Source organism: Caballeronia sp. ATUFL_M2_KS44 (assembly GCF_023630965.1).
Taxonomy (GTDB): Bacteria; Pseudomonadota; Gammaproteobacteria; order Burkholderiales; family Burkholderiaceae; genus Caballeronia; species Caballeronia concitans.
In genome coordinates this window covers 170842-184254 of record NZ_JALQEA010000057.1, presented here as the reverse complement: position 1 = coordinate 184254, position 13413 = coordinate 170842, and the positions used below count along the sequence as shown (strand labels likewise).

10 protein-coding genes are annotated in these 13413 nt (G+C 59.9%); 4 read left to right on the top strand and 6 right to left on the bottom strand.

Annotation, left to right across the window (positions count from 1 at the left end; translation table 11 throughout):
* Nucleotides 1–147: 147 nt before the first annotated feature.
* Together NCR39_RS24560 and NCR39_RS29705 are read right to left on the bottom strand one after the other, a co-directional pair.
* Entirely contained in the window at nt 148–1683 is a 1536-nt protein-coding gene (locus NCR39_RS24560; protein WP_250454689.1) for a hypothetical protein, read from the bottom strand.
* 52 nt (nt 1684–1735) lie between these two features.
* A complete protein-coding gene (locus tag NCR39_RS29705; protein ID WP_284507344.1) occupies nt 1736–1870 on the bottom strand; it encodes a hypothetical protein in 135 nt (44 codons plus the stop codon).
* 330 nt (nt 1871–2200) lie between these two features.
* Between NCR39_RS29705 and NCR39_RS24555 the strand changes: the two genes are divergently transcribed.
* Nucleotides 2201–2668, top strand: a complete 468-nt coding sequence (locus tag NCR39_RS24555; protein WP_250454687.1) for a ribonuclease — start codon at nt 2201–2203, stop codon at nt 2666–2668.
* 33 nt (nt 2669–2701) lie between these two features.
* On the opposite strand, the gene NCR39_RS24550 is transcribed toward NCR39_RS24555, so the two are convergent.
* Complete coding sequence (locus tag NCR39_RS24550) at nt 2702–4153, bottom strand: outer membrane protein assembly factor BamB family protein (protein ID WP_250454685.1); 1452 nt, start codon at nt 4151–4153, stop codon at nt 2702–2704.
* 511 nt (nt 4154–4664) lie between these two features.
* On the opposite strand from NCR39_RS24550, the gene NCR39_RS24545 reads away from it, so the two are divergent.
* Nucleotides 4665–5126 (top strand): DUF4440 domain-containing protein, encoded by a 462-nt coding sequence (locus NCR39_RS24545; RefSeq protein WP_250455163.1) that lies wholly within the window; start codon nt 4665–4667, stop codon nt 5124–5126.
* 300 nt (nt 5127–5426) lie between these two features.
* Entirely contained in the window at nt 5427–7286 is a 1860-nt protein-coding gene (locus NCR39_RS24540; RefSeq protein ID WP_250454683.1) for a sulfatase-like hydrolase/transferase, read from the top strand.
* Between the two features lie 48 nt (nt 7287–7334).
* Here the strand turns inward: NCR39_RS24540 and NCR39_RS24535 are convergent, their stop codons facing one another.
* On the bottom strand, nt 7335–9233 hold the full coding sequence (locus tag NCR39_RS24535; RefSeq protein ID WP_250454681.1) for a potassium transporter Kup: 1899 nt from the start codon (nt 9231–9233) through the stop codon (nt 7335–7337).
* A gap of 505 nt (nt 9234–9738) precedes the next feature.
* Between NCR39_RS24535 and NCR39_RS24530 the strand changes: the two genes are divergently transcribed.
* Nucleotides 9739–10941 (top strand): hypothetical protein, encoded by a 1203-nt coding sequence (locus tag NCR39_RS24530; RefSeq protein ID WP_250454680.1) that lies wholly within the window; start codon nt 9739–9741, stop codon nt 10939–10941.
* A gap of 69 nt (nt 10942–11010) precedes the next feature.
* Here NCR39_RS24530 and NCR39_RS24525 read toward each other — a convergent pair whose 3' ends face one another.
* The gene (locus NCR39_RS24525; protein WP_250454679.1) at nt 11011–12666 is read right to left on the bottom strand and encodes an NRAMP family divalent metal transporter; all 1656 of its coding nucleotides are present in this window, start codon (nt 12664–12666) and stop codon (nt 11011–11013) included.
* A 97-nt stretch (nt 12667–12763) separates the two neighbouring features.
* The gene (locus NCR39_RS29700; RefSeq protein WP_284507343.1) at nt 12764–12898 is read right to left on the bottom strand and encodes a hypothetical protein; all 135 of its coding nucleotides are present in this window, start codon (nt 12896–12898) and stop codon (nt 12764–12766) included.
* Nucleotides 12899–13413: the final 515 nt, after the last annotated feature.

The following is a 13413-nucleotide window of genomic DNA, read 5'->3' as shown; positions in this document are numbered from 1 at the left end:
CGGCGATGCCTCGAAGCGTGAAGGGATTGCGACGAAAACAGCCGAGCGCGGGGTTCTATTCCAGAGTTTTTTTTGGCGCGTCGTGCTTCACGAAGGCCAACGCCTTCGCATGAGCGAAGGCGTCGGCGGGTTCATGCGCGAAGCGCTTCACGCGTTCAAAAAACCGAGCACGGCTTTGCGCACCTTCAAGTCCCACGTCTGCTCTTCCTTGTGGCTCGTGGCGAGCTTGAGCAGGCCTTTGATCATCGCATCGCCGGAATCGAAGGCGAAACCCGCATCGCCCAGATAGTCCGAGCCCCACACCTTGAGGCTGTCGACGTACTTGCAGCCGGCCGTGAATTGCGCCTGCGTGACGATGCTGTCGTCGTCCTTGAACATCGCGAGGAAATGCATCTTGTCGCCGCAAATGCCCGAGTTCAGCGCGAGCACGGAAAGCGCGGGAATCGGCACTGCATAGCGCTTGAACCAGCTATTGAAGGCGATGGGCCGCGTATGCAGCGCGTCGCGTTGCAGGCGTGCGTCCCAGTGTTCCTTCGCCTGCTCGCAGAACCGCTTGATACGCTTGATCTCCACGATCTTCCAGATGACCTTCGCGAGCGTTTCCATGATGGACACCACTGCATCGATGATGGTCGATGCGCCCTGGCTCGCGAACTGCAAGCCGAGGCTCGCGCCGCCTTTGACGAGATCGTAGACGCCGGAACCGATGCTCAGTTTCATCGCGCGCCTGATGGCTTCCACGATGGTGCCGGGATGCCCGGCGAGCACTTGCACATCGCGGCCTAGCACCCATTCGCGATACTTGCTGATGCTGCTGTCGACGGTATTCGCAATGCCCTTCGCGATATCGAGGCCCGCGCCGATGAACGGCGCAAGCGTGGCAAGCAGCTTGCCGCACAGGAAATCGACGAGCTTGCGCAAGAGCCCGGGCATGGTGTCGAGCGCGAATCCGCCGGGATCGCTGCGAATGTCGGCGACCTTCTCGCGAATCATGTCCCACAGCTTTTTCGCGCCTTCCGCGACTTTCGCGCGAATGGCCTCGTAGAGCCGCCGCGCCGCGCTGCTCAACGCGGGCAGTGTCAGTGCGGAAGCCGTGAGTTGATTCGACTTCACGAGCGTCGGTTCCTTGCGCTTCGTGATCTTCTTCTGCACCTGTTCGAGCGCGAGCGATGCCGACTTCTGCACGACGCTGTTGTCCAGTATTTCCGACGCACGCGCCGCCGCGACATTCGTATCCGGCGCGAAGCCGAGCCCGACGTTGGTGACATCGAAAGCGCCTTCCAGCAGTACCTGAAAGGTGTCGTCTTCCAGTTCGAGATTGCCGAAGAGATACAGCACGCCGAGCCGCGCGTTGATGAGCGCGGGCGTCATGAAGTCCTGCGCGCCGGCTGCGGCGTCCGTGTCGCCCTTGCCGCGTAGTTGCTGATCGAGCAGCGTGAAATACTTCGAACCGTTGCGCGAGGCGCTTTTCCAGACATCGTTGGGACCGGCTGAATCTTGCCAGCGCTCGAACGCCTTCACGAGCGCGTGAAATTGATGCACCGTCCGATTGCGGTGATACATGAGGATCTGCTGATCCAGCTCCTTCAGCGCCGCGCTGCGCACCTGAAGCAGCGCCGAGGTTCCTCTGAGCCATTCATCGTGGGGAACGATGTCGGGCAAGTGGGCGTAAGCGTAGGGCATGGATGGGTCTCCTCGAAAATCCGATGTCGTCGTTGAATGTCGGGGAGGCGCGCTAGCACCACGCGATATCGCTCAGCTTCACATAGTGCGTTTCGATTAGGCGGCCGCTGCGACTGCGCAGGTCCACCCGATAGATGCAGCCGAAGCTGAAGAAGTTGTGTTCGAGGACGAAGAGTTCGCGGTGCATGATGCCTCCTGCCGGTGCGATCGTGGCCGCTGTGGGATGTCGCGACCGTCGATAGCAAAACAGCGGGGCTCAAGGATTTGTTCCGCGTGGAAATGGCGATTTATTTGTGCGGGCAGGGCGGAATAAAGGCGCGGCTGAAGTGTCTGGCGTGCGCGTCGTCGCTCGTACTCATTGATCAGTCGATTGCGACTGCATCACCGAATCGCCAGCGCATCGTGAAGTTCGGACAAGACCCGCGCGCAGCAGTGCCCGAACGTTGATTCAGTGTCTTACTAGCGATATGCTTGATTCGTTCGTCGTCGAATAGCGTCAACCGGAGACAACCGATCGATGAAGCGCGCGTGGACCGTGTTGTGCATGTTCGCCTTGAGCGCAGCCCTATGCGGATGCGGCAAGAAAGGATCTCAGGACGCGGCTCAGGAGTCGGGCGCATCCGCGAGTCAGGCGTCCTCCGAACCGCAGGCATCGAGCGATGCAGTCGCCGCATCGGGCGCGCTGGCGCGAGGCCCGTTGGCTTCGGTCGGCCAGAAGCAGTTGCCCGACGAAGCGGTGGAAACGCTGCGGCTCATCAAGGCGGGCGGACCCTATCCTTTCAGCGAAGACGGCGTCCTCTTTCGCAACAGCGCAACGCTGCTGCCGCAACACGCTCGCGGCTATTACCACGCATACACGGTGCGCACGCCCGGAGCGGCCAATCGCGGGCAACGCCGGATCGTATGCGGTGGCCCGCGCAAGCAGACAGGCGACTGCTACTACACCGACGACTATTACGTGAGCTTCAAACGCATCGCGCAATGAGTGCCGCGGGCGCGATGCACGTATCGTCCGCGTCTATAAGCCGTAAGCGTGAATCTTGTGGTCGAATCCCGCGACGAAGAGTTGTCCATTCACCACCGTCGGCGATGTAAAGATGCCGCCCGCCACACGGTCCGCTGCCGGAAGATTGTTAGTGCTCCAAAGTTGTAATCCACTGCGTGCATCGACGGCGAATACTTCGCTTCCCACTCCGTCGGCGTAATAGACAACGCCGTTTGCAACGATGGGCGAGATCGACGGATTCTGCCCCGCCGAATTCACGCCGACCGGCAGATTCCACGCGATCGCAACCGAGCAGTCCGATTGAATGGATAGCGCTACGAGGCCATGGCCGACGATGCCCGAACTCGAATCGACCGGATTGCCGAGATAGATTCGATTGAGCACCGGATCGAAGGCGGGCAGGCCGATGAAATTGCCGGCCGGTGTACTTCGGCCGATCTGGAATGAATAGATGGGACCGTCGGCGAGCGTATTGCGGTCATAGATATAAAGCCTGCCGGTTTTCTGCATCGCGGCCAGCATCGGGTGACATGATGCGGTTTGAAAGAGCAGGGGCGTCGCGCCGAAATCCACGTCGATGGTGGTGGAGAGCGGCGGGGCGTTCGCGGCATCGAGTGTCAGGTTCCTCGTGAGCCTCACGACATGTTCCGCATAAGGCGCGTTCTGTGCGTCCGGAAACGCGTTGCCCGTGGCCGTGTAAATCCACAGTCCGTTCGGGGAAATGGATACGCCGCCCGGTCCCCAGATGCCGCCTCCATCCGGACCGTTCGCGCCCGTCGTGTACCACCTGTTCAGAATCGCACCGTTCGTCGTCGAGACGCGCACGACCTGACCGTGATACGGCCGCACGTCGCATGGGCTGGCCGTGGTGATGTAGATATCGGAGCCGTTCAGCGTGGGACTGCCGAATACGATCGTTTTCGGCGATGCGCTCTGCGCGTCGATCAACTGAACCCACGGCATGACGTCGGCGCCCGTGGACAAGTCGAGCGCATGCAGAAAGCCGTAGCCTGTGACGACATACATCCGGTTGGTGCTGCGGTCCAATGTCGGCGTGCCGACTGTCCCCACGAAGCCTTGCGATGGATTGAAGTTGCTGCAGCGCGTTTGCACCGTGGGCGCCTGAACGCTCCAGATGATCGCACCCGTCGCGGCATTGAGCGCAACGATTCGCCCCGACCACGTGGCCGCGTAGACGACATCGGTTGGCCGGCCGTTGATCGGCACGCCCGTGATCAGCGTCGGCTGCGTGGTGATCGGGCCGCCTATGTCGGTCGTCCAGTGCGCGCGGAGTTGAGACACATTACCGGTATTGAGCACGCGCTCGACCGCGTTATAGCCGGAACGCTGTCTGTCCATGCCGAAGGTGGGCCAGTCGGTGGCCGCAGTGAGTGCCGAGGCGCCCGGCACCGTCGACGCGGTATTCCTGCTCAACTGGGGACTCGCGATGAAAGGCGGATCCATGCGCAAGCCGTTTCCCGGTGGCACACCTTGAGCGAGCGCAGTGGCATTCATCGACATAACCGATGCCATGCCGATGAGCATCGCAGCAAACCGACGCGCGCAGTGAGTTCGTTTCATGCCACACCTCTCGATCGAGAAGACGGAGTTGCACCGGTAGGGTATGGACGGGCTGGGTTTGATGGAGTACGAACTAACGTTCGCAAAAATGGAAGCGTGACGCGTCACTTCGTTATAGCAGGTCTGGATGCAAGCTCAAGCGCTTGCTCGATCAATCGCCAGGCAATGGCGCGACGTTACCGCGCTTGGAGTTAATTGTCTGGAGGGAGTGACTTTCAAAGATAGCCTGACGCTGCCACGTCTTGCGATGATGACTTACGACAGAAGACGTTCAGGCAACGCGACGCAAATGTTATTGGTGTTGCGCGATTTTTCAACTATAAAAGTCTCGGGAGACTCAGTGGCGAGCGACCTTCGCACGACCACCATCGACGGCCAGAGAGGTGCTTTCATGATGAATCACCCGCCGAAACGATTCGCAATTGCCATCGTGTTGTGTGTTGCAAGCGGTGGCGCTCTGGCGAAAACCGAAACGTGTCATCCGGCGTCGAGCAAACAGATTGCCGCACTGTTCGATCGATGGAACGATTCGCTCAAAACGGGCGATCCTCGGAAGGTCGTGGCGAACTACGCTCCACGTTCGATTCTGCTGGCAACCGTATCGAACAAGCCGCGAGTCTCGGTCGAGGATAAATTGGACTATTTCAAGCACTTTCTGGAAAGCAAACCCGTCGGCACCATTGACTTCCGCGACATCATGATCGAGTGCAACACTGCGATCGATGCCGGAACCTACACGTTCAAGTTCGGCGACGGTTCGACGGTGAAAGCGCGTTATACGTTCACCTATGTGTGGGACGGCCATAAGTGGCTAATTACTAGCCATCATTCGTCGAAGATGCCGGAAGGCGATTAAGCGAGACAGGCTGAGCAGGCGCGCCGTTGGCGCGAATGGCGCAGGCCGCTCCTCATGAAGAGAGTTTGCGTGGCAGAGGGCGATTCCTCTTCTTACGCCGGGTGTCTGGCCGCTTTCGCGCTGTAGCAGTGACATCCCATGAAATGGATTCTTCCATTTCCAAGGAGCCGTTTCGCCTACTCTGTGTGTGGCTCGACACCGCCCCTACGCCAACTAAAAGAATCGGTGCTGGCCGATTTAGTCGTATCAAACTCTTACCCCACATAGAACATACCCATATTTGCATAAGGAGTGCTATCCATGGATAGGCGCGATTTCATCAAAAAGACATCGGCCGTCGGCGCTGCCATCGCAACGACGAATGTAGCCGCTCAGAGTGCCGAAAGCGCTCAAGGCGGCAAGCCCAACATCTTGTTCATCCTTCTGGATGAGATGCGTTTCCCCCGCGTATTTCCGAAAGGCGTTTCGGATGCGCGTGAGTTTCTCAAGACCTATATGCCCAGGACGTTCGATCTCTGGCGAAAAGGCGTCAAGTTTTCCGGCCACTACACTGCGGCCTCGGCATGCAGCCCGGCGCGCGCGGCACTCATCACAGGGCTATATACGCACCAGAACTGGCTGCTCACGACCATTCTGGATTCACCCGACACCAAGGTTTCCATTCAACCGGTGTTGAATCGTCAATTTCCAACCTACGGCAAGATCCTGCAGTCTCTCGGCTACATCACGCCGTATATAGGGAAGTGGCATCTGTCGATTGTGCATAAGGGGCAAAGACCGCTTGCGCTCTATGGCTTCGAGGGCATGACATACCCCGATCCGACTGGCAGCAACCTGCAGGGCACGATCGGAGATCCGGGGGAAGGTTACTTGAGCGACACGAATATCGCCGATCAGGCAACGCAGTGGTTGCAGCGGCGCAGACCCGCAGACCCGCCGTGGTGTCTGACCGTCGGCTTCATCAATCCGCACGACAAGGAGTTCTTTCCTGCGGGCACGGAATTCAAGCGCTTCACTGAACTCTTTGCTTCGAACAAGTACAACCCGAACGGCTATTCGCAGTGGATCGACTACACCGCAGGCCCACCGACGTACAACTGGGAATTCAATCCGCTGCGCAATCCGCCGCAGTATGGGTATCCATCAACTGCGCCGAACTGGGAGTCCGGTGCGCAACTGGCCGCCAACAAACCGCCGATGCAAACTTTTAACCGCACACTTCAGGAAGCGGTCTGGGGTGGCGTGCAGGACACGCGTGGAACGGATTACGAAATCTCGGCTTATCCGCTCAATCCGAACTTGCCGCCGCCTTCCGTGATCAAGGGGGTCGCGAAGGCGCCTTTTCACTACTGGAAGCGGGGCCTCGATTCCTATACGCAGATCATGTCCATCGTCGATTCGAAGATTGGCCAGGTCGTCGACTCGTTGCCGCCTGCCGTCGCGAAGAAGACGATCATCGTGCTGACTGCGGACCACGGCGATTATGCGGGCGCTCACGGCCTGATCTCGGGCAAGACCGGGACGTGCTACGAGGAGGCGTTCAACGTGCCGCTCATCGTCGTCGATCCGACCGGGCAATACAACGGCGATCTCCATGTCGTCCGGAGCGGACTGACCTCGTCCGTCGATATCGTTCCGATGCTGGCCAGCATCGCCAACGGCGGCTCGCGAAGCTGGATCACCGGGGACTATGCGCAAATGTATGGCTGTCGTCACGACATGCTTCCGATGCTAAAGAGCGCGAGTGCGCCGGGGAGGCCTTATGTGGTCTTCGCGTCCGATGAAATCGTGCCCGAGGTGTACAACTTCAATTCGTCGGCTTCGCACATCATTGGCGTGAGAACCGACGAGGGCAAGCTCGGAACCTACTCGAACTGGGCGCCATCGACGACGACCATTACCGGCAAGAGCGATCTCGAGTATTACGACTATTCGACCGAGCGAGGCAGGCTCGAACTGGACAACCGCAGCGGGTCGCCCGCGGCGAACGACCTTTATCACCGATTGATGACGGACATCCTTCCGAATGAGTTGCAGGCTCCGTTACCCGGCAAATACGTTTCCGCGCAAGATACGGCGCAGTCGCGTTATATCGAGTACATCAGCTTGATCAACAGCGGAGGTAACTTCGAACTGCCGTTCAAGATCGGGGATGTTTGAGCATTGAGATAGCGGTGTCGGTGTTGCGGTGCCATGGGCGTGCTCGGATCAGAGATTGATCTGACCGCCCATCTCGACGACGCGGTTAGGCGGCAAGCTGTAGTATTCGGCCGCCTGCGCCGCGTTCCGCACGAGAAACGCGAACAGCCGTTCTCGCCATAACGACATCGCGTGACTCTTTCCCGTCGCCACGATCGTGTCTCTGCCGAGAAAGAACGAGACGTCGGCGGGATCGTATCGCCAGTCGGGAATCTGCTTCTCCACGAGTTCGAGAATGGCCGGGACGTTCGGAATCTCCATGAATCCATGACGCACCGTCACGGCATAACAGCCGTGGCCGAGGCTCTCCACACTCACTCTGACATCGTCGGATACATGCGGCGTGTTGTCGGTCGAGCCGGCCAAGAAAATGTTGATGCGATGCATCACGCCGTTATGCTTCAGGTTGTGCAGAAACGCGGTAGGCGTCATGCGGGCCACGCCGCCGGGAAACACTGCTGTGCCTTGCGTACGCATGACAGGATGTTCGCCTGCGGTGAGCGACTTGATGAGCGGCGCGAGTTCCAGGCTCTCACTTTTGATTCGCTCGACGATCGTTTCGCGTCCCTTGTGCCATGTCGTCATGACGGTGAATAGCGCGGCGCCTGCGAGAAGAGGAAACCATCCGCCGTCCATGATCTTGTTCGCATTGCTCGCCACGAACAGCGCATCGACGAGCGCCATCGGGCCGATGACCGCAATGGTCGCGATCGGTCGCCAGCGCCACAGGCAATGCGTGACGAAGTACATCAGGAGCGTCGTGAGCAGCATCGTGGATGCGACTGCAATGCCGTAAGCGGCCGCGAGATTGTCGGATGACCGGAAAAACAGAACGAGAAAGACGACGGCCACATACAGCGTGAGATTGATGAACGGCACGTAGACCTGACCCACTTCATGGCTCGATGTATGAACGATGGGTATGCGTGGAAGCATGCCGAGTTGCACCGCCTGCTTGGTCATCGAAAACGCGCCGGATATGACTGCCTGTGAAGCGATGACGGTGGCGAGCGCTGCCAGCAAAACGAGAGGAATGAGCGCCCACGCGGGCACCGACTCGAAGAAGGGCTGGCTGATGACCGACGGCTTGTTCAGTACCAATGCGGCCTGACCGAAGTAGTTGAGCACCAGCGCAGGAAACACGAGCAACAGCCACGACAAGCGGATGGGCGTCTTGCCGAAATGCCCCATGTCCGCATAAAGCGCCTCGCCGCCTGTCAGAGCGAGAAACACGGACCCGAGCACGATGAAAGCAGTACCCGGCGCATGCGCAAGATACTCGAGCGCAAACACAGGAGACACCGCCCGCAGAATGCCGGGCCGGCTCGCGATGTTCATCACGCCGGTCACCGCGAGCGTGAGGAACCATATCAACATGACGGGTCCGAACACTTTGCCCACCGCACCCGTTCCACGCTTTTGAAACCTGAAGAGCGCCGTGAGAATGACGAGCGCAATCGGGACGATCCACGTCGAAAGATGCGGGTCGACCAACGTCACGCCTTCGACTGCGGAGATGACCGAGATCGCGGGCGTGATCATGGAGTCGCCATAAAACATGGCCGCACCGAAGACGCCGAGTGTCAGCAGCACGCGACGAAGGCGCACGGGCGCCACGCCCGACGCGAGTGCGGTCAGCGCGAGAATGCCGCCTTCGCCGTCGTTGTCCGCGCGCATGACGAAGCATACGTACTTGAGCGTGACCACGACGATGATCGACCACAAGATTAATGAAACGATGCCATAAACGTTTGCCGGATTAACACCGCCAGCGGCTTTGAGACATTCCCTTAGCGTATAGAGCGGGCTCGTGCCGATATCGCCGAACACGACGCCGATGGCGCCGAGCGCAAGCGCAGGCGTGGCGCGTTTGGCTTGTGCAGCAGTCTGTAGGGCGGATGTAGACATAGTGCAAGCTGAGTGAATTGGCGGACGCGGGGCGCAGAGATTCAACCGTCGTGCGCAGAATCCGGACCTGACGGGCGGCGAAACCGGCGTGATGTGTGCGCTGGATAGCACATCGACTTTATTATCGAAAATCAGAACGGCAGGCTTACACACGCATTGCAGTCAGTTTTCATTGAGAACTGGTTCGGACGACGCAAAACAATTAGACATCCGAATGATCGAATCTGTGCATAAACGTGACGTGCGATCCCTCAGCGTGCGCAAGAACAGAAACGCTCGCGCGATCCGGCAACTCACTCCGAACGCAACGCGGAAGTATCGGCCGTCCAGCCTTATGGCTTGCTTAAGTCACGCGCGCTCGCATGCCGGTGAAAACGATAGCAATCTTTTGTGTCGCGTCGTACGTATTCTGTGCGGGCGTCCGTGACTTGCGACGCGCGCTGCATGCAGGCTATTCAACCGTTGGAGGGGATAAGCAATGCAAACGTATAGGTGGAAACAAGTCTTGGCGGCCACAGCCGTCATCGCGCTCGCGGGGTGTGGAGGTCATGACGACAACAATAGCGGGCCGCGCTATGTGTCGGATATCGCCGTGCCCAATATCAAAGCCGGTGTAAATTTCTCCTTCGATATCGGCGCGATTGCGGGCACGCGTTACGTCTTTACCGATCGCAATAACGCGTCTCTCGATTCGATCGATATCAATTCGAAGGCATTCCTCAAGACGATACAGGGAAGCGGCGACCTGGCTTTCGCGGGACTCGGCCCAGGCCCGAACGCTTCGGCAGGTCCGGACGGGGCGATCACGGTCGGCAATCTCGTGTATGTCGGAGACGTCAACTCGGTGAAGATCGTCGATCCCGCAGCAGGCGTCGTGCAGAGCAAGATCACCGTGAGCAGCACCGGCGTGCGCGCCGACGAAGGCTGTCTCGATCCGACGCACGGCATCCTGATGATCTCGAGCCCGGAAGAACCGACACCGTTCGCCACTTTCATCGACACGGCGACGCAGCGGATCGTCGCGAAAGTGACTTTCACCGATAACGCAGGAAAACCGACTGCGGGTCTCGAAGCGTGCAGGTACGACCCGACGGGCGACAACTTCTATGTGAACGTCGACGGCAGCACGGCCAACCCGCATGGCGAACTGGTCAAGTTGCCGGGCGCAGCCGTACGCGCCATCCCGAGCGGCGGCACGCAGAACTACACGGCGCTCGCCGGCGTCGCCATGTACGCGGAAGGCAATTGCGATCCCACTGGACTCGCGCTCGGACCGGGAACGGATATCGCCGTGGGATGCAGAGAAGCGACGACCGGCGCGCCATTGCTCGTGCAGATCATGAACCGGTCGAGCGGCGCGCTCGTTGCATCGCTTAATGCAGGCGGCGGCGATCAGCTCGAATACGATGCGCCGACTAACCGCTACTACAACGCGGCAAGCCGGTGGACATCGTCGGGCAACGCATCGACGAACGGGACGTGTTCGACCGCCTCGCCCTGCACGCCGGTGTTGACCATCATCGATGCAGCCGCGCGCAGTGTCGTGACGCGGCTCAACGCGGGCAACAACGCGCATTCCGTCGCAATCGATCCGGCGACCGGGATGATCTTCATGCCGTATTCGTCGGCGACATCGCCAGCGGGATGTCCGGGTTGCGCGGCGAATGGGTTCGTGAACGGCGGCGTGTCGGTTTTCGCCGCCAAGTAGTGAGTATCGCTAGCTAGCAGGAGAAGGGCGGTGCGTCGCGCCGCCCTTCGCATCAACGCGAAAATCGACTCACTTGAATAGCGTCATTTGCAGTACCTTGAAAACCACGAGTCCCACCGCGATCACCAGATAAGCGCGCAAGACGCCCATCCATACACGCGTCGCGAGCGTCATTTTCTGCGGCTTGAGTGTGTTCAGCGAAGGCATGCGCCACGCATTGCGCTGCGCGTGATCGACCGTCGCTTGCGGTGCATGCTTGTTCGCGCTTGCGCGACGCATTAATAGCGTAGAGGCGTAACCGACAATAGCGAGTGCGGTACCGCCGACCAGTACGTCGATAATCGTCTTGCCGGCGATGTCGGGATACATCACCGACGCCGTGAGGATGATCGACAACATCACGAGCATCCAGATCACCGAGCCCGTGAAGAGGTTGAGCTTCTTCGAGTTGACCCACGGACCGAGCACGGCTGCGTCGTTGCAAAGGAGCAGCAGGAACACCGTGGCGCTGGGCAGCAGCACGCCCGCCAGTGTTTGGACCGCTTCCGTCAACAGGCCGAGCGGACTTCCGGGAATCAGCACGATCGCCGCCGCGAGCGCGACGATGCCGAAGTACACCAGATAAAAGCCCTTTGCATCCGATACGCCGCGATGCAGCGAGTGACGGATCTTGAAGACGTCGCCGATGGCATAGGCGGTGGACAACGAGACGGCCGCCGCGCCGATGATGCTCGCATCGAGCAGCGCGACCGCGAACAGCGTCGCGCTGGTGCGGCTCACGTACTTCCCGAGGCCCGCAATGACGCCGCCCGCATCGGTGAAGTTGCCGGCCTCCGGATGGCCCGCGAAGAGCGCCGCGGTGAAACTCATCATCGCGACTGCGCCGATCAGCACGAACGCGATGCCGATCCACAAGTCCACCTTCTCGTACTTCATGAAGCGCGGCGTGATGCGCTTGTCGATCACATAGCTCTGCTGGAAGAACAGTTGCCACGGCGCGACCGTCGTGCCGACGATGCCGATCACGAGCAGCATCACGTCCGACAGCTTTGCATGAGCGGGCCAGTTGGGCACGACGAGATCGCGCGTCATCTGCGAGACCGGCGGATGAATTGCGACGAGCACCGGCACGAGCACGAGGCTCAGCACGCAAAGCCCCACCGCGAAGCGCTCGAAGCGCCGGAAGTCGCCGGTACTCACGGCGGCCATCGTCAGCGCGGCCGCGATGCAGACGCCCGCGATCCGGGGTATCCCGAAGAAGTCGAGTACGAACGTGATGCCGATGAATTCGGTGACGATGGTGAGTGCGTTGAGCAGGAAGAGATCGATCACGCTGAACGCACCCCAGAACTTGCCGAAGCGCTCGAAGATCAGTCGCGCATGGCCGACTCCCGTCACCGCGCCGAGACGTAGCACCATTTCCTGGTTGACATAGAGCACGGGCACGAGCAGCAGCATGGTCCAGAGCAGCGTCGTGCCGTAGTTCTGGCCCGCTTGCGTGTAGGTGCCGAACGCACCGGCGTCGTTATCCCCGACCATGACGATGAGGCCCGGTCCGAGAATGGCGAGCAGCGTGCGCAGACGCGCCCACCAGGTGCCGCGCGGTGCGGTGTCGTGATGCGCGATCGAGCCGAACGCGCCGCGAATGTCGCCGATGTGCGCGTCGTCGAGGACGGCGCCGCGTTGAGTGATATCCGGCGGAGAGACGTTGGATGGCGTGGACATGTTGGCCCCCGTGGCAACTCATGTTTTTTGGACAAACGTCGACTCTCGGCATCCGCACGCAACGACTGCTTGCGCATGCCGAGACACGCTTGGTGTGTCAGGAAAACAGGGCTTTCAAATGGCGCAGGAAACGGACCAGCACCGACTGACGCGCATCGAGCGCGAGCATCGCTTCGTAGTGGGCACGCGATGCGTCGCGCTGCGGCAGTTGCGAAAGAAGAAGGAAGTTCATGATCTGGCTCCGTGCGGCAGCAGCATGTCTGCTCACCGCGTCATGGGCGCGGGCCAGTCCGGCGGAGCTGAGCTGACTCAGGCTACCTGGCCGAAGTGTCCCCGCGACCCGGGTTCAAAAGGGTCGTGCGGCGTAAGGGACAACTGTCACTGTCGCTCATGGCGGCTCCTGTTCGATGTTCCGGAAGAACACGGTTGAGCGCCGTCCGGCATGCGCTTACCGCGTACGCGAGCCTGACGAAAGGCGTGCGTAAGCGCGGCCGCAAGCAAAAACGGCGGCAAAGCCAGACCGGCGCATGCGCGAAGGCGCTACGCAATCTGACGCGAATGAGGTGCACGTGGAAGTGACTGGAAAGTACTGCTGCGCGCACCGCTTGCCTGGGTGACAAACGGCGGCGTTGATAAGGCGCGGACGTGAGTCGCTCAGGCGGAAATCTGGTTCGAAGGTCGACTACTGCTTGTGTCCAAGGCGTTCGCCCAATTGTTGAAGACTGTCAATTTTATGGATTTAATTAA